Genomic DNA, 21,225 nt, shown 5'->3' with positions numbered 1-21,225 from the left:
GATGCCTCAGGCTGCGAGTGCGGCGGAGAGATGTCGCCACGCGCGGTCGAATCGCTCGCGGTAGACCTCGGGCTCGTAATGGGTGAGCTGGAGGAACAGGCCGTCCATGATGACGAAGACGAGGGCGGTGAAGCCCTCGGCGTCGCCGGGTGCGAACGCGCCCGCGGTCACGCCGTCGTCGTACGCGGCGCGCACGGCGGCGGCGAGGGTCGACTCGGAGTCGAGGAAGATCTCGCGCAGGTTCTGGCCGCCAGGTCCGTACTCGGCGACGGCGGCGCGCAGGCTGAACTCGGCGAGGTCGGGGCGATCACGGTAGTACGCCTCGATGCCGCCGAGCAGATGGCCGAGGCGCTCGAGGGGCGGCAGTTCGCCGCTCGCCCGGGCGAGTTCGTCGAAGAACGCGGTGTGCTCGACGACGACCTCGGCGTAGACCGCCTCGTACAGCGCCTCCTTGCTGGGGAAGTGCGCGTACAGCGAGGGCGTCTTGATGCCGACGGCCCCGGCGATCTCGCGCAGGCTGGCCTCGGCGTAGCCCCGGCGCCCGAAGACCACGCGGGCTTCGGAGAGGATCTGTGCTCTGGTCATCGCCTGCCTAACGATCATTAGTTAGGCAGACGATAGCCTGCGTCGCCGGCCGCCGCAAGCCTCTGTTCCGCAGGCGACGCGTTCGAGGGCAGGCGGCGCGCCGAAGGGCCCCGGCGACGAGTCGTCGCACCGAGGCCCTCGGCTCCCCCAGCCCCCTCGTTCTCGAGTCCCCCTCAGCGCACGCTCTCGAGGAAGTCGCGCGTCCGCTGCCGCTGCGGACGGTCGAGCACCTCCTCGGGCCGGCCCGCCTCCACGACGACGCCGCCGTCCATGAACACCACCTGGTCGGCGACGCCGCGGGCGAAGCCGATCTCGTGGGTGACGACGATCATGGTCATGCCGTCGTTCGCGAGCTCGCGCATCACGTCGAGCACGTCGCCGACGAGCTCGGGGTCGAGCGCCGAGGTCGGCTCGTCGAAGAGCATGAGCTTCGGGTCCATGGCGAGCGCGCGGGCGATCGCGACGCGCTGCTGCTGGCCGCCCGAGAGCTGCGACGGGTAGTGCCCCGCGAAGTCGGCGAGGCCGACGCGGTCGAGCAGCTCGAGCGCGCGCGCCTTCGCCTTCGCCCGTGGAACGCCGGCGATGCCGACGGGCGCCTCGGTGATGTTCTCGAGCGCGGTGAGGTGCGGGAAGAGGTTGAACCTCTGGAACACCATGCCGATGTCGCGGCGCTGCCTGGCGATCTGCCGCGGCGTCATCTCGTGGATGTCGTGGCCAGCCTGGCGGTAGCCGATGAGCTCGCCGTCGACGATGATGCGGCCGCCGTCGATCGACTCGAGGTGGTTGATGCAGCGCAGCAGCGTCGACTTGCCCGAGCCCGAGGGGCCGAGCAGCACCGTCACGGTGCCCTCGGGCACCGCGAGCGAGACGTCGCGGAGCACCTGGTGGGCGCCGAAGCTCTTGCGCACCCGGCGGATCTCGACGAGCGGCCGGGCCTCGGCTGCGGTCCCCGCGTCGGAGGAGGCTGCGGTGGTGGCGATGCTGTTCATACGGCGCTGACCGCCTTCGTCTCGGGCGCGGGCTCGACGGCCCTGCGCGTGGTGAACGTCGCCCGCAGCCGCTGCCACGGCGTCGGCGGCAGGGTGCGGCTCGAGCCGCGTCCGAACCGGCGTTCCAGGTAGTACTGCGGGATGGAGAGGATGCTCGTCATCAGCAGGTACCAGAGGCTCGCGACGATGAGCAGCTCGACCTGCTTGAGGTTCTGCGACGAGATCACGGTCGCCTGGGTGTAGATCTCGAGCACTGCGATGACCGAGAGCAGCGAGGTGTTCTTCAGCATCGAGATGGTCTCGTTGCCCATCGGCGGGATGATCACGCGCATCGCCTGCGGCAGCAGCACCCGGCGGAAGGTGTAGAGCGGAGACATCCCCAGCGAGAACGCGGCCTCGCGCTGCCCCTCGTCGACCGACACCATGCCGGCGCGCACGATCTCCGACGAGTACGCGGCCTGGTTGAGCGTCAGCGCGAGCAGGCCCGCGACCATCGCCGTGATCAGCACGTTCGTGTCGACCTGCCAGAACACGATGTCGGTGAACGGGATGCCGATGGTGAGCTGCTCGTACAGCAGCCCGAGGTAGCCCCACAGCACGATCTGCACGAGCAACGGGGTGCCGCGGAACGCCCACACGTAGAACCAGGCGACCGTCGAGAGCACCGGGTTCGACGAGAGCCGCATCGCAGCGATGACGATCGCGAGCAGCGTCGAGACCACCATCGCGACGAGGGTGATCACGAGCGTCAGCACGACGCCGTCGATGATGCGCGGGTCGACGAGGAACTGCCCGATCGCGGCGAAGTCGATGTTGGGGTTCGTCAGCACCGAGCTCACGAACCCGGCGGCGAGGAGCAGCACCACGGCGGCGCTGATCCACCGCCACGGGCGGCGCAGCGGGATCGCCCGCACGTCGTCGTCCGTGGCATCCGGTGCGAAGGCGGCCGCCCGTCCGGCGGGCGCCGTCGGCGCGGTCGTCATTCCGTGGCCCCCTGGTTCACCTCGGCCGACTCGACGGCGTAGGCGGCGATGTTGTTCCGCTCGAGCACCGCCTGGTAGGCGCCCTCGTCGATGAGCGCCTGCAGGGCCTGGCGCACCGCCTCGATGAGCTCGGTCTCGTCCTTGAGGATGCCGATGCCGCTGTAGACGGGGTTGAAGCCGGCCGGGTTCTCGGGGTCGCGCACGACGTCGAAGGCCTCCCCGTCGTCGGTCGTCGCGGCGACGTACTCGGCCACGACCGCGTCGGCGACGTAGGCGTCGCTCTTGCCCGCGCGCAGGGCCGTCTGCGCGTCGAGGTCGCTCGGCAGCTCGGTGACGGTGACCGGCTCGCCGTCGCAGTCCATCGCCCGCAGCAGCTCGCCCTGCACGGTCGCCTTCTGCACGGCGACGGTCTTGCCGCAGAGGTCCTGCTGGGTCGTGACGCCGACCTCGTTGCCGGCTTGCACGAGGATCGCGAAGCCGCCGTGCGTGTAGTCGACGAAGCTCACCGTCTCCTGACGCTCGGGGGTGTCGTTCATGCCGCTCATGATGAGGTCGTTCTTGTTCGCCTGCAGCGACGGGATGACCGAGTCGAAGGCCTGCTTGTTGAGCGAGACGTCGATGCCGAGCTTCTGGCCGAGGAGGCGCCCGAGCTCGGGGTCGAAGCCGACGGCGCGGTTCGTCTCGTCGTACATCGCCATCGGCGGGAACGGGATGTCGAGGGCGATGTCGAGCCGACCCTTCTCGACGATCTCCTCGGGCAGCAGGGCGGTGAGCTTCGCGTCGACGGTCGTCGAGACCTCGTCGCCCGTCGGCAGCTCGGGGCCCTGCGCGGCCGTGGCGCCCGAGCCGGAGCCGGAGCAGCCGGTCAGCGCGAGGGCGAGGGCGGCCGCGGCGGCGGTCGCGCCGACGAGGGTGGTGGTGCGTGCGTTCATCGTGACTTCCTTGTCGTGGGGTGGGACGGGTTGTCGTGGGTTCGAAAGGGCGGCCGGATGCCTCAGGCGAACGCCTCGGCGTCGGCCATCGCCGGGGCGTGCGTGGCGAGCAGGTCGTCGTAGCTCTCACGACGGGCGACGAGCCGGACATCGCCCTCCCGGGCGAAGACGATCGCCGGCTTGAGGGCGCCGTTGTAGTTGTTCGACATCGTGTAGGCGTAGGCGCCGGTCGCGGCCATGACGACGAGGTCGCCGACGCGGGCCGAGGGCATGGGAGCGCCGTCGACGAGCAGGTCGCCCGACTCGCACTGTCGGCCGACGAGCTGCACCGACTCGGTCCACGGCTCGTGGAGCCGGTCGGCGAGGATCGCCTCGTAGCGCTGCTGGGTGAGCGCGATGTCCATCTGGTCGGCGAGGCCGCCGTCGACGGCGACGAAGGTGCGCCCCGTGCGCTTGACCGTCGTGACGCGGTAGAGCGTGACGCCCGCCCGGGCGACGACCGAGCGGCCGGGCTCGATCATGAGCTTCGCATCGGCGGGGAGGTGCGCCCGGGCGGCGGCGACGATCGCGTCGAGGTAGGCGCCCACCTCGGGCGCCTCCTCCTCGTAGGTGTAGGCGATACCCAGCCCGCCGCCGACGTCGTAGGTGCCGAAGGTGCCGACGCCCGAGATCTTCTCGACGGCCTCCGCGAACTGCGCGACATCCAGGATCTGCGAGCCGATGTGGAGGTGCACGCCCTCGAAGTGCATGAGCGGGTGGGCCTGCATGCGGGCGATCGCCCGGGCGGCCTGATCGATCGGCAGGCCGAACTTCGAGTTCTGGCCGCCCGTCGCCTGCGAGGCGTGCGTCTTCGCCTCGACGCCGGGGATGACGCGGAGGAGCAGCCGCTGGGGCCGCTCGAGCAGCCGCTCGAGCCGGTCGAGCTCGTCGTCGTTGTCGACGATGATCGCCCCGATGCCGGCGTCGAGCGCCATGCGCAGCTCGGCATCGGTCTTCGCGTTGCCGTGGAAGTACAGGCGCTCGGGGTCGACGCCCGCGGCGAGCGCGAGCCGCAGCTCGCCCCCGCCCGCGATGTCGACCGCGAGGCCTTCCTCCTGGGCGAGCCGGTACATGCCGACGGCCGGGAGCGACTTCGAGGCGAAGAGCACGTCGGAGTTCGGCCAGCGCTCGCGGAGCCCGTCGATGAAGCGGCGGATCTGGCGGCGCAGCCCGGTCTCGTCGTAGACGTGCAGCGGGGTGCCGAAGCGCTCGGCGAGCTCGGTGACGGCGACGCCGCCGAGCTCGAGCACGCCGTCGGCGTTCGCGGTCGCCTCCTCGGGCAGGATCCGCCAGAGCTCGCCGAGGCGAGTGCCGTCGGGTGCGGGCCGGTCCGTGGTCATGCTGTCCTCCTCTGCGCGGCGCCTTCGCCGTCGCGCTGGCCAGCCTAGAAAGATCGCCTCCCCGTGTGGTTGTCGATCTCGGATAGATTCACCATATGGATGCAGGGATTTCTCCAAGCGGTGTGCTGCGCTCGTCGGGTCCGCGCGTGACGCTCGCCGAGCTCGTCGAGCAGCTCGGACCGCGCACCGCGACCCCGATCGGCACGCTCGGGCCGGGAATCGCCGTCACCGGTACGGAGTTCATCGACATCGTCGACGAGATGACGGATGCCCCGGGCACGCTGCTGCTCGCCCCGTCGACCGCGTCGCTCTCGACGGCCCGCCTCGCCGCCATCGCCGCCGCCGCGGCCGAGCAGGGGGCCGCCGGACTGGCCGTGAAGTGCAGCGCCGAGCGCGTGCCCGCCCTCGCGGCGATCGCCGACGCGACCGGGCTGCCGATCGTGCGGGTCGCCGACCGCATCAGCTGGCGGCTGCTCGACGCGCAGCTCACCCACCTGCTCGGCGAGGCCGACGCGCCGCTCGCCGGCCCGCAGGACCGTGGCGCCGAGCCGTTGTTCGCGATCGCGAACGAGCTCGCCGAGTTCTTCGGCGGCTCCGTCGCCATCGAGGACCTCAGCCGCAACATCCTCGCGTACTCCTCGGTGCCGGGGCAGGTCATCGACGCGCTCCGCACCCACGGCATCCTCGCGCGGCAGGTGCCCGCCTCCCCCTACAACGACGACCAGTACCGCACGGTGCTGCGCAGCGATCACCCCATCAAGTACCCGCGCCTCGGCGACGAGGAGCCGCGGGTCGCATTCGCGATCCGCGCGGGTGCATTGCCGCTCGGCTCGATCTGGGCGATCGACGCCTCGGGCGAGGGCCCGACCACGCCCGAGCAGGCGGAGCGGATGCGGCGGGCGAGCGCCCTCGCGGGAGCCCACCTGCTCGACGACCTCCGCGCGCACGCGACCAACCAGCGGCCCCGCGAGGACCGCCTGCGCACCCTCCTCACCGGCATCGAGCTCACCGGCACCGAGTTCGCCGAGCTCGGCATCGACGAGGAGCGCGGGGCGGCGCTCCTCGCCGTCGACGCACCGGGCGCCGGGCCGACGGCGATCGCGCAGCTCCGTTCGACCGTCATCCGCCACCTCGTGCTGCACCGGCCCGACGCCGTCGCCGTCGCGCACCGCGGTCGCGTCTACGCACTCTTCGCGGCCGGCTCCGTCGACGAGGCCGTGCGCACGGCGGAGCCGCTCCTGCCGCTCGTCGACCGCCTCGTGGGCGACGGCATCCGCATCGCGGCCTCGGGGCCCGCGCACCGCTCGGGCGACGTCGCGGGCGCGCGCGAGCTCGCCGACCGGCTGCTCGAGACGGCGGCACGCGCGGGCGACCCCCGCGCCCGGCGCATCGTGACGGCCGCCGAGCTGCGACCCCAGCTCGTGGTCGAACGCGCCGCCGAGCTGTTGGCGACGGCGCCCGAGCTGCGCGACCCCGCGATCGACGCGCTCGCCGAGCGCGAGGCGACGGCGACCGTCGCCGAGACCGTGCTCGCCTGGCTCGAGTGCTTCGGCAACGTCGCCCAGACCGCCGACCGGCTGCGCGTGCACGAGAACACCGTTCGTCACCGCCTGCGTCGCGCCGCCGAGGCGCACGGCCTCCGCCTCGAGCACCCCGACGACCGGCTCGCCGCCTGGCTCCAGCTGCGCGCGGCGGCACGCTGAGCCCGACGACGGCGAGTCCACCGCGCCGCACGGCCGCCGCGTGGCCCCGAGCGCCTACTCGGCCACCTCGCGGATGAAGCCGACCACGTGATCGCGCAGCGCCTCGACACGGCGGTCGCGGGCCGCCTCGACGTCGAAGCCGAGGTAGGCGACGGGCGGGCGCTTGCGCGCGTTCGCCGAGCACTGGAAGTCGGCGCACACGAGCGTGCCGACGGTGTCGCCCTTGCGGCCTGCGGCTCCGGCCCGCCGCGCCACGAAGAAGAGCACGTCGTTCGGCAGGTGCACGTCCTCGCACCACGAGCACTGCGGCCGCGAGCGCAGCCGGCCCTCGGCGCGCTTCAGCATGACGCCGACGAGCTCGCCGCCGACCGGCGCCACCACGTAGGCGACGTTCGGCAGCTTGCGATCGCGCCAGCCGAGGAAGTCGCGGCGCTCCCAGTCGAGCTCGGCGAAGTCGGCCGGCAGGCTGAGGGTGGCGCGCTCGCGCACGCTGGCGTTGATGAACGATGCGCGGATCTGCGCGTCGGTGATGGGGAGCATGAATCTGAACCTGTTCAGTTCGCCGCCGAGACCGGCGGCACGCTGACGTGGGGGTGACCGGTCGCAGGCGCGACCGACCGCGGCCCGCGGCGTCGAACGCCACCGGCCGAGGGCGGGGTCACCTCATCGCGGCGCACGAGGCGCCCGCGACCCCCTCACGCCCGCGCACGATCGCGGGCAGCTCAGCACGATTCACAGTGGGGCAGTCTACACACGGCATCCGGCGACCCGTCCGGCGCACGCCCCTGCGCTCCTCTCGACCGCCGAGGCCCGGCGGCGTATCGTGTCCGCCGAAGCGAATGGCCGAACAAGGGGGTCACCGATGGCCGAGCTCTCACCCATCCAGCCGTGCCTGTGGTTCGACGACCAGGCGCGCGAGGCGATGGAGTACTACGTCGGGGTCTTCCCGAACTCGCGCATCACCCATATCGACGAGTACCCCGACGAGTCGCTGGACGAGCACTTCGCGGGCATGGGCGGCAAGGTGCTCAACGGGCAGTTCACCCTGAACGGGGTCGACTTCGTCTGCCTCGACGGCGGCCCGCTGTTCACGTTCACCGAGTCGATCTCGTTCGTCGTCTCGTGCGCCGACCAGGCCGAGATCGACCGCTACTGGATCGCGCTCTCGCACGTGCCCGAGTCGGAGCAGTGCGGCTGGTGCAAGGACCGCTTCGGCGTGAGCTGGCAGGTCATCCCGGCGAACATGGGCGAGCTGACGCGGCGGCCCGAGCAGATCCAGGTCATGATGCGGCAGAAGAAGGTCGTGATCGCCGAGCTCGAGAACGCCTGAGCCGGCGCCGCTACTCGATCGCCGGCGCCCCGGCGTCGTCGGGCACCCACTCGAGCAGGTCGCCGGGCTGGCACTCGAGCACCCGGCACATGGCGTCGAGCGTCGAGAAGCGCACGGCCTTCGCCCGCCCGTTCTTCAGCACGCCGACGTTCGCGGGAGTGAGCCCGATGCGCTCGGCGAACTCGCCGACGCTCATCTTGCGGCGGGCGAGCTCGACGTCGATGCGCACGACGATGGGCATCAGATCACCTCGTCGAGGTCGCTGCGCAGCACGGTGGCCCGGCGCAGCAGCACGCGCATGACGACCATCGTGAGCACGACGACGGCGCCGATCAGCACCATGCCCGTGAGCAGGATCGGCAGCCCGGGGTCGCGCAGCTCGGGGGTGACGTAGATGACGGTGACGAGCGTGGCGGCGAGGCCGGCGAGCAGCAGCCAGCCGACGACCATCGCCCAGACGATCGCGTCGACCCAGTGGAAGGCCCGCTCGCTGAAGATGCGGTCGTCGCGCACCAGGTCGAGCAGGCGCCAGATGCAGACGATGACGACCTGGAAGCACGCGGCCTCGAGCACGGCGACCGCGAGCATGAGCCACGGGAGCACGCCGCGTTCGGGGTGCTCGGCCGCCATGTGCGAGAACTGCCCGGGCAGGCTGAGCAACTGCGCCACGAGGAGCCCGGCGAACACGAGCACGAGCAGCACCTTGAGGGGCACGATGACCTGGTCGATCTTCACCATGAATCGACTCTCGTTCATTATCGATCGATTGTCAATCGATTGAAGCGGTCCGTTAGGCTCGCCGCATGCCCCTTGCCGCGGTCCTGCTCTGCGTCGTCCTCGGCCTTCTCGCCGTGTTCCAGCTCGCCCTGATCCTCGGCGCCCCGATCGGGCGGTTCGCCTGGGGCGGGCAGCACGAGGTGCTCCCGACGCGCCTGCGCATCGGCAGTGCGGTGTCGATCGTGATCTACGCGCTCATCGGCACGGTCGCCCTCGACCGGGCCGGGCTCATCGACGTCGTGCCCGATGCGGTCTCGACCGTCGCGATGTGGATCGTGTTCGGCTACTTCGTGCTCGGCATCGCGCTCAACGCGATCTCGCGCAGCCGCCCCGAGCGCCTCACCATGGCGCCCGTCAGCGCGGTGCTCGCCGTGCTCAGCCTCCTCGTCGCGCTCGGCTGACGCGAGCGTCGCGCTCAGAGGTACTGCTTGAACCCCACGTGGGATGCCTCGAAGCCGAGCCGCTCGTAGAAACGATGCGCGTCGTCGCGACGCGCATCGCTCGTCAGCTGCACGAGGCGCGCACCTCGGGCACGCGCGTGCTCGACGGCCCAGCCGATCATCGCCGATCCGACGCCGCCGCCCCGCAGGTCCTCCGCGACGCGCACGGCCTCGATCTGCATCCGCGTCGCGCCGCCGCGGGAGAGTCCCGGGATGAAGGTGAGCTGCATCGTGCCGACGATCCGCCCGTCGGGGTCGTCGAGCGCGACCAGCAGCTGCGCGGCATCCGCATCGATGACGTCGAACGCGCGACGGTACCCCGCGAGCGTCTCGTCGTCGAAGGCGAACTCGGCCGAGCGCAGCTGGTCGGCGGCCATGAGCGCGACGAGCGCGTCGACGTCGTCGCGGCGGGCGCGGCGAAGGGTGTAGGCGGCGTTCGGGGTCTCGATCGTGGTGAGGGTCACCCGACCACGCTCTCACACGGCCGGCTGCCGCGTCGCCGCTACTCCCCCGTCGCGGCGGCGTCGTCGATGATCACGTAGAGTTTGCGCACGGTCTCGTGCACGTGCCACACGCCGCGCCAGCCGCTCGGCGTCACGAGAGTGTCGCCGGCGCCGAACGTCACGGGCTCCTCGCCCTCGACCTCGACGGTCACCCGCCCCGAGAGGAACTGGCAGACCTCGGCGTAGCCCACGCGGGTGGCGGCGAAGCGGCCCGGCGTGCACTCCCAGTACCCGGCGTCCACGCCGGGAACGCTCCAGAGCGAGTCGGATGCCTCGAGCACCCCCTCTTCGAGCGCGGTCGGCTTCGGGGCGAAGGGGCCGAGGTCGCGTGCGAGCGGGTCGAGCGCGGCGACGGTCGCCACGTCGGGCTGGTCGGTCATGGTCTCCTCCTGGGTCAGCACCCCCTGCAGAGCGGCCTCTGCAGGAAATTGGTCGCGATGGGTCGATATTCGGGCGTCTGAGTGCAGTTCTCCTGCAGAAGCAGCGGAAGCAGCAGCAGCGGGGTCAGCGGCCGGCGACGAGGTCGGCGACGCGGGCGATCGGCGAGGTCGTCGCGCGGCCGCGCTGCTCGCCCCGGTCGGCCGCGTGGTAGGCCGTGTAGATCGCCTGGACGGCGAGCCAGCGCAGCGGCTCGATCTCCCAGTTGCGGGCTCGGTGGCCGACCCAGGGCAGGCGGGTGAGCTCGGTGTCCTGCCCGAGCACGAGGTCGCGCAAAGTGCGGCCGGCGAGGTTCGTCGCGGTGACGCCGGTGCCGACGTAGCCGCCGGCCCAGCCGAGCCCGGTCGTCCGGTCGTGGCCGACGGTGGCGGCCCAGTCGCGCGGCACGCCGAGCACGCCCGACCAGGCGTGGTCGATCGCGGCGCTCCGGGTCGACGGGAAGAAGCGGTTGAGGAGGGCCGTGAGGCTCTCGATCGTGCGCTGCTGCGTCTGCCCGTCCTGGTCGACATGCGAGCCGTAGCGGTAGGGCACGCCGCGGCCGCCGAACGCGATGCGGTCGTCGGCGGTGCGCTGCGCGTACATGTAGACGTGCGCGAAATCGCCGAGGACCTCACGGCCGTTCCAGCCGATCTCGTCCCAGACGGCGGGTGCGAGCGGCTCGGTCACGATGAGCGAGGAGTTCATCGGCAGCCACGTGCGGTGCAGGCCCTTGAGGTCGGGCGTGAAGCCCTCGGTGGCCCGCAGCACGTGCGCCGCGCGCACGGTGCCGTGGTCGGTACGGGCCTCCCCCGGCACGATCTCGGTGACCGTCGTGCCCTCGTAGATCGCCACGCCGAGTCGCTCGACCGCGGCGGCGAGGCCGAGCGCGAGCTTCGCGGGGTGGATGCGCGCGGCGTGCGGGTGCCAGACGCCGCCCTGCACGCCGGCCACGTTGATGCGGGCGGCGGCGGCCGTCGCGTCGAGCACCTCGACGTCGGTCGCGGGCCACGACTGCTCCGACGCGGCCGCGGCCTTCAGCCGGGCGAGCTGGGCCGGGTTCAGCGCGACCTCGAACTCGCCGCCCTTGTGGATGTCGGCGTCGATGCCCTCGGCCGCCGCGATCGCGATGACCTCGTCGACCGTCGCGTTGAGCGCCCGCTGCTGGGCGATCGCCGCGTCGCGGCCGTGCGTCTTCACGTACTGGGCGCGACCGCCCGTGACCGAGTTGGTGAGCCAGCCCCCATTGCGGCCCGAGGCGCCGTAGCCCGCGAAGCGGCGCTCGAGCACCGCGACGCGCAGGTCGGGCTGGTCGCGCTTCAGGTAGTAGGCGGCCCACAGCCCCGTGTAGCCGCCGCCGACGATCGCGACGTCGACGTCGAGATCTCCGGGCAGTGCGGGCCTGGGGGTCGGCACGCCGACCTGCTGCAGCCAGAACGAGACGCCGCCGTTCACCGTCATGCGGGGTGTTCTCCATCTTCATCGAGGGTTTCGGCCGCGAGCGGCAGGTCGCCGAGGCATCCGGTTCGATGCGGAGATATCGGCGTGTTGTACAACAGTGTTTTGAAACGTACCCTCGACGTGTCAGGCTGTCAAACGACGACCCCAGGACCGAGCGGAGGGAGGGCCCGTGCCGATCGAGGTCGACCCCGACGAGCGCCTCGCCGACATCGCCCGAGCGACGGTCGAGGTCGCACGCGAGCGCGGCACGCGCGCCGTGACGTTGCGCGCCGTCGCCGAGCGCCTCGACCGCTCGACCGCGTACATCACGAACTTCGTGCCGTCGCGCGCGCTGCTCATGGCCAACGCCCTCGACCACGCCCGCGCCCAGTGGGACGAGTCGCGCGCCGCCCACCTCGGCGACCTCGTCGGCGTCGAGCGCCTCGCCGAGCTCACCCGCTGGATGTGCTCGTCCTCCCCCGAGGAGAACGTGCTGCGCAGCCTCTGGATCGAGGTCATCGCCGACGTGCGCGGCGCGAACCGACGCGCCTACGAGGTGGTCAGGGGCGTGACGGATGCCACCTACGGCAAGTTCCTCGCGGGCGCGGAGCACATCGTGGCGAGCGGCGAGCCGGTCGACCGCGTGGCCGCCGCGCACATCGCCGACATCCTCTACCTGTACTGCCGCGGCTACGAGGTCAAGGCAGTGGAGGACCCGGTGGCCTGGACCGACGGCCGCGTGCAGGCCTCGCTCGAGGTGCTGCTGCGGGCGCTCGTCTTCGACGGCGCCGGGGCGCGCTGACGTTCAGTCCCTACTTGGATACAAGTTGTATCCTTCGGAGATGGGCAGCATGCAGACGACCCCGACTCCCGGCGAACCGACCGCGGCGCGCGACCGACCGGGGCACGCGACGGCGCACGCCGCCGGCCTCGAACGACGGCTGCGCCGCGCGCGCACGCTCAACGTCGTGCTCGGCGCGGCCACCGCGTTCCTCCTCGTGGTCGCCATCGCCCAGGCGTTCCCGCAGACGACGAGCGCGGCGGCGCCGGGCCCGGTCCACGGGCCCGAGGCATCCGCCCAGCCGAGCGCGCCGGCCGAGAACCCCGCGATCGCGCTCCGCGACCCCGACGACCCGCTCGCCATCGGCGACGTCGACGCGCCCGTCGTGCTCGTCGAATGGGCCGACTTCCGCTGCCCCTTCTGCGCCGTGTTCACCAACCAGACCCTCCCCGTCATCCTCGACGAGTACGTCGAGACGGGGCTCGTCCGGTACGAGTTCCGCGACGTCGCCTTCTTCGGCGACGACTCGACCGCCGCAGCGGTGGCCGCCCGCGCGGCGGGCGAGCAGGGCCGCTTCCCCGAGTACCTCGAGGCGCTCTACGCCGCCGCCCCCGAGCAGGGCCACCCCGACATGCCTCGCGAGAAGCTCGTCGGCTTCGCGAAGGAGGCGGGCGTCCCCGACCTCGCGACGTTCGAGGCCGACCTCGATCGAGCCGACCTCCACGACGCCGTCGCCGCGAGCACCGCGCAGGCGCAGCAGCTCGGCGTGACGGGCGTGCCGTTCTTCGTCGTCGGCGACCAGGCGCTCTCGGGCGCGCAGCCGCTCGACGCCGTCCGCTCGTTCCTCGACGAGCAGCTGCTCGCCGCGGGCGTCGACGCCGCCGACCTCCCGACCGCCGGCTAGCGGGTCGTGGACCTCGGCTTCGCCGGCGCGTTCCTCGGCGGCATCCTCACCCTGCTGAGCCCGTGCTCGGTGATGCTGCTGCCCGCCTTCTTCGCCTACGCGTTCACGTCACCGACGCGGCTCGTCGCCCGCACCGGGGTCTTCGCGCTCGGCCTCATGACCACCCTCGTGCCGATCGGCGTGCTCTCGGGCACGGTCGGCGCGTTCGTCAGCGCCAACCGCACCCTCCTCGTCACGATCGCCGCGGGCGTCGTCATCGCGCTCGGACTCGTGCAGGCGCTCGGGATCCCCCTGCCCTGGTTCACTCGCGACACGGGCGCGGGCGACGGGGCGGGCGACGCCGGCTCCGCGGCATCCGTGTACCTGCTCGGCACCGTCTACGGGCTCGCCGGGATCTGCGCCGGGCCGGTGCTCGGCTCGGTGCTCACGCTCGCCGCGCTCGGCGGCAGCCCGCTCTACGGCGGGCTCGCCCTCGCGGTCTTCGCCCTCGGCATGACGGTGCCCCTCTTCGTGCTCGCGTTCGCCTGGTCGCGGTCGCCGTGGATCCGCCGGATCGTGCGCCCGCGGACGATCCGCATCGGCCGCTGGTCGAACACGTGGACGCAGCTCGTCGCCGGCCTCCTCGGCATCGGCCTCGGCGTCCTGCTCATCGCCACCGACGGCACCGCCGGACTGACCGGGCTGCTGGGCGCATCGCAGCAGTTCGCGATCGAGTCGAGCGCGCTGCGGGTCACCGCGGGGGTACCCGACCTCGTCTTCGTCGCGATCGCCGTCGCGATCCTCGTGGTCGTGTGGCTCCTGCACCGCCGAGCAGCGCGACGTGCCGCCGCGGTCGCGCGGCGTGCCGCCCGGGTCGACGGCGCCGCCTCGGCGCAGTCGGAGTCCGGGGCACCGGCCCCGTGAGTCGCGAAGCGGCACCGGTGGATGCGACGGGCCGCGCGAGCGGCCATGATGGGCGGGTGCCGACCATCGACAGCGCTGCACTGCGCGCCTACGCCGCGACCCGAGCGGCGATCCTCGACGGCACCCATCGCCCGGGCACCATGCTGAGCGAGAACGAGCTCGCCGGGCGGCTCGGCATGAGCCGGACCCCGGTGCGGGCGGCGCTCGCCCGCCTGCAGGACGAGGGGTGGATCACGATCTACCCCAAGCGCGGCGCGCTCGTGCGCGAGCTCGGCCCCCGAGAGATCGCCGACCTCGCCGACGCCCGCCTCATCCTCGAGGCGATGGGCGTGCAGCGGGCGACGAGTGCGGTGCGCCGCGCCCTCGCCGATCGGCTCGAGCCGCAGCTCGTCGACCAGCGGACGGCGCTCGTCGCCCGCGACCTCGACCGGTTCGTCGAGCTGACGATCGCCTTCCACCGCTCGTTCGTCGAGGCATCCGGCAATGCCGTGCTCGTCGAGATCGGCGACCGGCTCGCCGACCGGCAGCGGCTGCTGCTCAGCGCCCACCGCGACACGCTCTTCGATCGCGTCGACGAGACGATCGCCGAGCACCTCGCCCTCCTCGAGGCGCTGCGGGCCGACGACCCCGCGGGCTTCGCCGAGGCGCTGCGCGTCCACATCATGGACACGCACGGGCCCGAGCTCGGGCCCGTCTGAGCCGCGGCGCGCGGCGCACCGGGACTCCGGCGCGCCGCGCGGCCCAGGCGCAACCGCGGGCTACGCGGGGACCGCGACCTCCGCGGGCTTGCGCTCGCGGATGAGGAACCCGAACGCGAGCGCGACGAAGAACATCAGCACGCCGTAGACCGCCGCGGGCAGGCTCATCTCGACGCTGCCGATCACCGTCTGCGCGATGACGATCGCGAGGGTCGCGTTGTGGATGCCGATCTCGAACGAGCTCGCGACCGACTGCGCCCGCCCGACGCGCAACAGGCGCGGCACCGCGAACCCGACGGCGAGGCTCAGCACGCAGAACAGCACGGTGATGAGCGCGAGCGTGCCCGCGTTCTCGAGGAGCAGCTCGAGGTTCGTCGCGATCGCACCCGCGATGACGACGACGAGGATGACCACCGACGCGATGCGCACGGGCTTGTCCATGCGGTCGGCGAACGCCGGCTTCCACCAGCGCACGAGCATGCCGAGCACGACCGGCCCGAGCACGATCGCGAACACCTCGATCGTCTTGGCGAACTGCAGCCCGAGGGCGTCGTCGCCCGGCAGGAAGTACGTGATCGCGAGGTTCGTGATGAGCGGCAGGGTGAACACGGCGAGCACCGAGTTCACGGCGGTGAGCGAGATGTTCAGCGCGACGTCGCCGCGGAACAGGTGGCTGTAGAGGTTCGCGGTCGTGCCGCCGGGGGATGCCGCGAGCAGCATCATGCCCACCGCGAGCACCGGCGGCAGCTGGAACAGGAGGACGAGCCCGAAGCAGATCAGCGGCAGCAGCACGAGCTGGCAGGCGAGAGCGACGAGCACCGCCTTCGGCTGCTTCGCGACCCGGGCGAAGTCTCGCGGGGTGAGCGAGAGCCCGAGGCCGAACATGATGATGCCGAGCGCGACGGGCAGCCCGATCGTGGTCAATGGACCCATGTGGTGATCACTCCTTCGTGATGACGGTGAGAGACAGTCTCGTGGACGGGCGGTGCCTTGTCACGAGCGGATCCTCGGGGGTCGGCCGACCCGGGGTGACGGTGGCACGTGGCATGCTGGGGCGCATGGCGATCGACGTGCGACCGGCGACGGTGTTCGACGATGCGGCGGCGGTCATCGGGCCGAAGAAGCCGACGTCCAACGTGTGCTTCTGCCTGAGCTACCGGCTGCGCTCCTCGAAGGAGAACCTGGCGCTCGCAGGTCCCGCGCGCGGCGAGCGCGTGCGCGAGCTGTGCGCCCAGACTCCCCCGCCCGGCGTGCTCGCCTACGACGGCGACGAGCCCGTCGGCTGGGCCGCGGTGCATCCGCGTGCCGACACCGCCTTCGCGACCAACCGAAAGATCCCGCACGTCGACGACCTCGACGTGTGGTCGGTGTGGTGCATCCGCGTGCGGCCCGGTCACCGCGGCGAGGGCATCTCGCACCGCCTGCTCGCCGGGGCGGTCGAGTTCGCGCGGGCGAACGGCGCGCCCGCGATCGAGGGCTATCCGGTCGACAACGAGGGCGCGAAGGTCGACCTCACGATGGCGTACGTCGGCACGCGGCGCCTGTTCGAGCAGGGCGGCTTCACGAAGGCGGCCGACACCGATTCGGTGATCAACGGCTTTCCCCGTGTCCTGATGCGGCTCGACCTCCGGTAATCGAACCGACTCGAGCCTCGGTCTATACATCCGATCTTTAATCGGGCAGGATGAGCCGTGGTCGCAGATTCCCGACGAATCGCGATGATTCCGCACCGAAACACCAGATCAATGATGCTCCGGAGGTTCCCCCGCATGCTTCACCGCGAGATTCCGCGCCGCCGCGCCCTGCAGCTCGGCGGGCTCGTCGCCCTGGCACCGCTCGTGCCCCAGTTCCTCGCCGCCCAGCCCGCCGCCGCACTCGTCGGGGGCCGTGCCGCCGCTGCCGCCGGCGGAGGCATCCCGATCCCCGAGCTCTCGCCGAAGGCGCTCTGGTACGGCACCCCCGCGAGCGACTGGGAGACGCAGGCGCTTCCGATCGGCAACGGCCGCCTCGGCGCGATGCTCTTCGGCAACCCCGACGAGGAGGTCGTGCAGTTCAACGAGCAGAGCCTCTGGGGCGGGCTCAACGACTACGACAACGCCCTCGCGGGCAAGCCCGACGGCGCCTACGACACGAGCGTGACGGGCTTCGGTTCGTACCGCGACTTCGGCACGCTGACGATCGGCTTCGGCGCGAAGCCCAAGGTCACCGCACCCGGCGGCCCGTACAAGATCTGGGGCGCCGAAGACGTCGACAAGAGCTACGACGGCAACAGCGGCACGAAGTGGTGCATCGACGGGCCGCCCGCGCACGTGCTCTGGCAGGTCGAGCTGCCGTCGGCCGCGGTCGTCACGTCGTACAGCCTCACGAGCGCGAACGACGTGCCGGCGCGAGACCCCCAGGAGTGGCGCGTGCTCGGCTCGAACGACGGCAGCGCCTGGGCGACGCTCGACTCGCGCACCGGTGCGCCGTTCGAGCAGCGCTTCCAGACGAAGACCTACGAGTTCCAGAACGCGACCGCCTACCGCTTCTACCGCATCGACTTCGTGCCGAAGGCGGGCGTGAGCCACTTCCAGCTCTCCGAGATCGGGCTCGGCGGCATCGAGCTCGCGCAGGGCGGCAGCGTCTACGTCTCGTCGCCCACGGGCCACGCCGACTCGCTCGTCGGCAGCATCGACGGCGAGGCATCCACCGTCTGGCGGGTCGACGACGCCGGGTCGGGCGCCGCGTGGCAGCTCGAGCTGACCGCGAAGCGCGCGCTCACCGGCTACGTGCTGACGAGCGCGCCCGACGCGCCCGAGGCCGACCCTCGCGACTGGGTGCTCGCCGCCTCGAACGACGGCGTCACCTGGAAGACCCTCGACACCCGGGCGGGCGTCGCGTTCGCCGGGCGCGGGGAGGCGAAGAGCTTCTCATTCGCCAACTCGACCACGTACTCGCGCTACCGTCTGACCTTCACCGCGCCAGGGGCGTTCCGCCTCGCCGGCGTCGCGTTCACGGGCAGCGGCTACACGACCCGCGGCCAGCGCAACGTCGTCGGCTACCGCAGGGCGCTCGACCCCGCGATCGGCGTGCACACCGCGCACTTCGCGACCGTCGCGGGCACCGTGCTCCGCGAGGCCTTCGCCAGCCGCGAGGCCGACGTCGTGGTGCTGCGCTACACGAGCGACACGGCCGGCGCGCTGACGGGCACGATCGGCCTCGTCTCCGAGCAGGAGAACTCGCCGACGACGGTCGACGCGGCGGGCCGGAGGCTCGGCTTCGCCGGCACGATGGCCAACGACCTCAGCCACGCGGCGACGGTGCGCATCGCCGACACCGACGGCGAGGTCGCCGCCGACGGCGCGGGCCTCCGCGTGACCGGGGCGTCGACCATCACGCTCATCCTCGACGCGCGCACCGACTACAAGCTGAGCGCGGCCGACGGCTGGCGCGGCGACGCCCCGCAGCCCCGCATCGACGCGGCGCTCGACGCGGCGAGCGCGCGCGACGTCGACGAGCTGCTCGAGGAGCACGTCGCGCAGGTCTCCGCGCTCATGTCGCGCGCGGCGGTCGAATGGGGCGAGACGGATGCCTCGGTGCTGGCGCTGCCCACCACCGCGCGCCTCGCGCGCTACGGCGCCGGCGAGTCCGACCCGACGCTCGAGCAGTCGATGTACGACTTCGGCCGGTACCTGCTGCTGAGCTCGTCGCGACCGGGCGGGCTGCCCGCCAACCTGCAGGGACTCTGGAACAACAGCAACCAGCCGGCGTGGGCGAGCGACTACCACACCAACATCAACGTGCAGATGAACTACTGGGGCGCCGAGACGACCGACCTGCCCGAGGCGCACGAGGCACTCGTCGCCTTCGTGCAGCAGGTGGCCGTGCCGAGCCGCGTCGCGACCCGCAACGCCTTCGGCGAGCGCACCCGCGGCTGGACGGCGCGCACCTCGCAGAGCATCTTCGGCGGCAACTCGTGGGAGTGGAACACCGTCGCGAGCGCCTGGTACATGCAGCACGTGTACGAGCACTGGGCCTTCACGCAAGACAAGAAGTACCTGCGCGACGTCGCGTACCCGATGATCAAGGAGATCTGCGAGTTCTGGGAGGACCGCCTGAAGGAGCTGCCCGACGGCAGCCTCGTGGCGCCCGACGGCTGGTCGCCCGAGCACGGGCCGCGCGAGGACGGCGTCATGTACGACCAGCAGATCATCTGGGACCTCTTCCAGAACTACCTCGACTGCGCCGACGCGCTCGGCGACGAGGAGCTCGGCGACGACGTCGCGTACCGGGCGACGATCGCCGACCTGCAGTCGCGGCTCGCGCCGAACAAGATCGGCAGCTGGGGCCAGCTCCAGGAATGGCAGGCCGACCGCGACAGCCCGACCGACATCCACCGGCACACCTCGCACCTCTTCGCGGTCTACCCCGGCCGGCAGATCACGCCGTCCTCGCCCGAGCTCGCGGCGGCTGCGCTCGTATCGCTCAAGGCGCGCTGCGGCGAGAAGGAGGGCGTGCCGTTCACCGCGGGCACCGTCTCGGGCGACAGCCGCCGCTCGTGGACGTGGCCGTGGCGCACCGCACTGTTCGCCCGCCTGGGCGACGCCGAGCGCGCCGGCATCATGGTGCGCGGCCTGCTCACCTACAACACGCTGTCGAACCTGTGGTGCAACCACCCGCCGTTCCAGCTCGACGGCAACTTCGGCATCACGGGCGCCATCGCCGAGATGCTGCTGCAGAGCCACGACGGCACGATCCGCCTCCTGCCGGCGCTGCCCGCCGATTGGGCCGCCTCGGGCTCGTTCACGGGCCTGCGGGCCCGCGGCGGCTACAAGGTGAGCTGCGAGTGGAAGGACGGCGAGGTCGTCTCGTACGACGTCGTCGCCGACCGTGCACCGAACATGTCGAACGTCACGGTCGTCGTCGGCGGGAAGCGGCGCAAGGTGAAGCCCGCGAACCCGAAGAACGGCAAGCCCATGCGCGAGCTCGGCACGGCCGACTGAGCCCGAACGCGGGATCGAGACGAGGATGCCCCGGGCGCGAGCCCGGGGCATCCGCGGTGTCGGCGGGGCACGCTAGCGTCGACCCGACGAAGGGACACCGATGACCGCCTCGCACGACTCCGCCCCGATCGACCTCGCTCCGTTCGAGCGGCTCCGCACCGACCTCCGGGGCACGCTGCTGCTGCCCGGCGACGAGGGCTACGACGCCGCACGCGCCCCGTGGAACCTCTCGGTCGAGCAGCGCCCCGCCGCGATCGCCGAGCCCGCCGACGTCGACGACGTCCGCGCCATCGTGCTCGCCGCGCGCGAAGCGGGGCTCGGCGTCACCACGCAGCCGAACGGGCACGGCGCCTCCGACGGTCTCGACGGTGTCGTGCTGGTGCGCCCGCGGCGGCTCGACGAGTTGCACGTCGACGCCGAGGCACGAGTGCTGCGCGCAGGTGCCGGCGTCAACTGGGGCCGAGCGCTGGCGGCGCTCGACGGAACGGGTCTCATCGGGCTCGCCGGCTCGAACCCCGAGGTCAGCGTCGTCGCGCTCGCGATCGCCGGTGGCCAGTCGATGTTCAGTCGCCGCTACGGACTCACGGCGCGCTCGATCATCGCGGTCGAGATGGTCGATGCCGCGGGCGAGGTCCGCCGGGTGACCGACGCCGACGACGGCGAGCTGCTCTGGGCGCTCCGCGGAGGCGGCGGGCTGTTCGGCGTGATCACCGCGATCGAGCTCGCGCTGCACCCCGGCGACACCCTCTACGGCGGCGGCCTCGTGTTCCCCGCCGAGTCGGCGACCGAGGTGCTCTCGGCCGCCTTCGCGCTCGCGCGCGACGAGCCCGAGCTCGGGCTCGACATCGGAATGATGCGCTTCCCCGACGCGCCGGTGTTCCCGCCGCACCTGCGGGGGCGCGTCGTCGCCACCGTCGGTCTGGTGCACGTCGGCGACGAGGTGACCGGGCAGGCGTTCGCCGATCGGCTGCTCGCCGTCGCCGAACCGATCGCGAACGCGCTCACCGCCTTCACGATCGGCCAGCTCGCGGCGGTCGCCGCCGAACCGGTCGACCCCATGCCGACCGCCGACTTCGGCGCCGCGGTCGGTCCGCTCGACCAGGCCTTCGCGCGCGACTTCGCCGAGGCCTTCGTCCGCGGCGCCGACCGAGGGCTGACCCGATGCAGCATCCGGGCGATGGGCGGCGCGATCGCCGACGAGCTCGGCGCCGAGCTCTCGGTCATCGGTGCGGTGCACGCCCCCGGGCTGCTCAGCTCGGGGGCCCTGCTGCTCGATCCCTCGGTCGACCCCGAGGCCGCCCTCGCGCCGCTGCGCGAACTCGCCGCGAGGTACCCGGCCGAGGGCATGGTGCCGAGCTTCCTCGGCATGCAGACGAGCCTCGCCGACGCGTACGGTCCCGAGGTGCTCGAGCGGCTCGAGGCGGTGAAGCACCGCCTCGACCCCGAGGGGCTGATCCGCAGCAATCGCCCGCTGCGCTGACG

22 protein-coding genes are annotated in these 21,225 nt (G+C 72.1%); 10 read left to right on the top strand and 12 right to left on the bottom strand.

The window, feature by feature from the left end; all coding sequences use genetic code 11:
* Positions 1 to 6 precede the first annotated feature (6 nt).
* The 5 genes from ACFVTH_RS11725 to lysA all read right to left on the bottom strand — a co-directional run bounded on the left by ACFVTH_RS11725 (position 7) and on the right by lysA (position 4,868).
* Complete coding sequence (locus tag ACFVTH_RS11725) at positions 7 to 585, bottom strand: TetR/AcrR family transcriptional regulator (protein WP_387090802.1); 579 nt, start codon at positions 583 to 585, stop codon at positions 7 to 9.
* Positions 586 to 758: 173 nt separating this feature from the next.
* Entirely contained in the window at positions 759 to 1,574 is an 816-nt protein-coding gene (locus ACFVTH_RS11720; RefSeq protein ID WP_387090800.1) for an amino acid ABC transporter ATP-binding protein, read from the bottom strand.
* Entirely contained in the window at positions 1,571 to 2,557 is a 987-nt protein-coding gene (locus tag ACFVTH_RS11715; RefSeq protein WP_387090798.1) for an amino acid ABC transporter permease, read from the bottom strand. Before ACFVTH_RS11715 ends, ACFVTH_RS11720 begins: the two co-directional genes overlap by 4 nt.
* Positions 2,554 to 3,489: an ABC transporter substrate-binding protein gene (locus tag ACFVTH_RS11710; protein ID WP_387090796.1), complete on the bottom strand. Its 936-nt coding sequence runs from the start codon at positions 3,487 to 3,489 to the stop codon at positions 2,554 to 2,556. Before ACFVTH_RS11710 ends, ACFVTH_RS11715 begins: the two co-directional genes overlap by 4 nt.
* Before the next feature lie 62 nt (positions 3,490 to 3,551).
* Positions 3,552 to 4,868: a diaminopimelate decarboxylase gene (gene lysA, locus ACFVTH_RS11705; RefSeq protein WP_387090793.1), complete on the bottom strand. Its 1,317-nt coding sequence runs from the start codon at positions 4,866 to 4,868 to the stop codon at positions 3,552 to 3,554.
* Between the two features lie 146 nt (positions 4,869 to 5,014).
* Between lysA and ACFVTH_RS11700 the strand changes: the two genes are divergently transcribed.
* A complete protein-coding gene (locus ACFVTH_RS11700) occupies positions 5,015 to 6,571 on the top strand; it encodes a PucR family transcriptional regulator (protein ID WP_387090790.1) in 1,557 nt (518 codons plus the stop codon).
* Positions 6,572 to 6,625: 54 nt separating this feature from the next.
* On the opposite strand, the gene ACFVTH_RS11695 is transcribed toward ACFVTH_RS11700, so the two are convergent.
* Entirely contained in the window at positions 6,626 to 7,111 is a 486-nt protein-coding gene (locus tag ACFVTH_RS11695) for an FBP domain-containing protein (protein WP_387090788.1), read from the bottom strand.
* Positions 7,112 to 7,433: 322 nt separating this feature from the next.
* Between ACFVTH_RS11695 and ACFVTH_RS11690 the strand changes: the two genes are divergently transcribed.
* Positions 7,434 to 7,901 carry a VOC family protein gene (locus ACFVTH_RS11690; RefSeq protein WP_387090785.1) on the top strand — a complete coding sequence of 156 codons (468 nt, stop codon included), beginning with the start codon at positions 7,434 to 7,436 and terminating at the stop codon, positions 7,899 to 7,901.
* A gap of 10 nt (positions 7,902 to 7,911) precedes the next feature.
* On the opposite strand, the gene ACFVTH_RS11685 is transcribed toward ACFVTH_RS11690, so the two are convergent.
* Positions 7,912 to 8,142 carry a helix-turn-helix domain-containing protein gene (locus ACFVTH_RS11685; RefSeq protein WP_387090782.1) on the bottom strand — a complete coding sequence of 77 codons (231 nt, stop codon included), beginning with the start codon at positions 8,140 to 8,142 and terminating at the stop codon, positions 7,912 to 7,914.
* On the bottom strand, positions 8,142 to 8,639 hold the full coding sequence (locus tag ACFVTH_RS11680; protein WP_387090779.1) for a DUF2975 domain-containing protein: 498 nt from the start codon (positions 8,637 to 8,639) through the stop codon (positions 8,142 to 8,144). Before ACFVTH_RS11680 ends, ACFVTH_RS11685 begins: the two co-directional genes overlap by 1 nt.
* Before the next feature lie 65 nt (positions 8,640 to 8,704).
* Here ACFVTH_RS11680 and ACFVTH_RS11675 point away from each other — a divergent pair, with 65 nt between their 5' ends.
* Positions 8,705 to 9,079: a hypothetical protein gene (locus tag ACFVTH_RS11675; RefSeq protein ID WP_387090776.1), complete on the top strand. Its 375-nt coding sequence runs from the start codon at positions 8,705 to 8,707 to the stop codon at positions 9,077 to 9,079.
* A 14-nt stretch (positions 9,080 to 9,093) separates the two neighbouring features.
* Here ACFVTH_RS11675 and ACFVTH_RS11670 read toward each other — a convergent pair whose 3' ends face one another.
* From ACFVTH_RS11670 to ACFVTH_RS11660, 3 genes are all read right to left on the bottom strand, one after another.
* Positions 9,094 to 9,582: a GNAT family N-acetyltransferase gene (locus ACFVTH_RS11670; RefSeq protein ID WP_387090773.1), complete on the bottom strand. Its 489-nt coding sequence runs from the start codon at positions 9,580 to 9,582 to the stop codon at positions 9,094 to 9,096.
* A 38-nt stretch (positions 9,583 to 9,620) separates the two neighbouring features.
* The gene (locus ACFVTH_RS11665) at positions 9,621 to 10,001 is read right to left on the bottom strand and encodes a cupin domain-containing protein (RefSeq protein ID WP_387090771.1); all 381 of its coding nucleotides are present in this window, start codon (positions 9,999 to 10,001) and stop codon (positions 9,621 to 9,623) included.
* Positions 10,002 to 10,125: 124 nt separating this feature from the next.
* Complete coding sequence (locus ACFVTH_RS11660; RefSeq protein WP_387090768.1) at positions 10,126 to 11,496, bottom strand: NAD(P)/FAD-dependent oxidoreductase; 1,371 nt, start codon at positions 11,494 to 11,496, stop codon at positions 10,126 to 10,128.
* A 169-nt stretch (positions 11,497 to 11,665) separates the two neighbouring features.
* Between ACFVTH_RS11660 and ACFVTH_RS11655 the strand changes: the two genes are divergently transcribed.
* The 4 genes from ACFVTH_RS11655 to ACFVTH_RS11640 are packed head-to-tail and all read left to right on the top strand — an operon-like array spanning position 11,666 to position 14,761.
* Positions 11,666 to 12,277, top strand: coding sequence for a hypothetical protein (locus ACFVTH_RS11655; RefSeq protein ID WP_387090766.1), 612 nt, complete (start codon positions 11,666 to 11,668; stop codon positions 12,275 to 12,277).
* 40 nt (positions 12,278 to 12,317) lie between these two features.
* Entirely contained in the window at positions 12,318 to 13,160 is an 843-nt protein-coding gene (locus ACFVTH_RS11650; RefSeq protein ID WP_387090763.1) for a DsbA family protein, read from the top strand.
* A gap of 6 nt (positions 13,161 to 13,166) precedes the next feature.
* Positions 13,167 to 14,063 (top strand): cytochrome c biogenesis CcdA family protein, encoded by an 897-nt coding sequence (locus tag ACFVTH_RS11645; RefSeq protein WP_387090760.1) that lies wholly within the window; start codon positions 13,167 to 13,169, stop codon positions 14,061 to 14,063.
* Positions 14,064 to 14,119: 56 nt separating this feature from the next.
* Positions 14,120 to 14,761 carry a GntR family transcriptional regulator gene (locus ACFVTH_RS11640; protein ID WP_387090757.1) on the top strand — a complete coding sequence of 214 codons (642 nt, stop codon included), beginning with the start codon at positions 14,120 to 14,122 and terminating at the stop codon, positions 14,759 to 14,761.
* Between the two features lie 60 nt (positions 14,762 to 14,821).
* Here the strand turns inward: ACFVTH_RS11640 and ACFVTH_RS11635 are convergent, their stop codons facing one another.
* Positions 14,822 to 15,694, bottom strand: a complete 873-nt coding sequence (locus ACFVTH_RS11635) for a bile acid:sodium symporter family protein (protein WP_387090754.1) — start codon at positions 15,692 to 15,694, stop codon at positions 14,822 to 14,824.
* A 125-nt stretch (positions 15,695 to 15,819) separates the two neighbouring features.
* Here ACFVTH_RS11635 and ACFVTH_RS11630 point away from each other — a divergent pair, with 125 nt between their 5' ends.
* The 3 genes from ACFVTH_RS11630 to ACFVTH_RS11620 all read left to right on the top strand — a co-directional run bounded on the left by ACFVTH_RS11630 (position 15,820) and on the right by ACFVTH_RS11620 (position 21,223).
* The gene (locus ACFVTH_RS11630; protein WP_387090752.1) at positions 15,820 to 16,395 is read left to right on the top strand and encodes a GNAT family N-acetyltransferase; all 576 of its coding nucleotides are present in this window, start codon (positions 15,820 to 15,822) and stop codon (positions 16,393 to 16,395) included.
* Between the two features lie 135 nt (positions 16,396 to 16,530).
* Entirely contained in the window at positions 16,531 to 19,743 is a 3,213-nt protein-coding gene (locus tag ACFVTH_RS11625; protein WP_387090750.1) for a glycoside hydrolase N-terminal domain-containing protein, read from the top strand.
* A 100-nt stretch (positions 19,744 to 19,843) separates the two neighbouring features.
* Positions 19,844 to 21,223, top strand: a complete 1,380-nt coding sequence (locus ACFVTH_RS11620) for an FAD-binding oxidoreductase (RefSeq protein WP_387090747.1) — start codon at positions 19,844 to 19,846, stop codon at positions 21,221 to 21,223.
* Positions 21,224 to 21,225: the final 2 nt, after the last annotated feature.

Source organism: Agromyces sp. NPDC058104 (assembly GCF_042884835.1).
GTDB lineage: Bacteria > Actinomycetota > Actinomycetes > Actinomycetales > Microbacteriaceae > Agromyces.
Note: the sequence above shows the minus strand (reverse complement) of the source record. Positions and strands in the feature narration are given on the sequence as shown.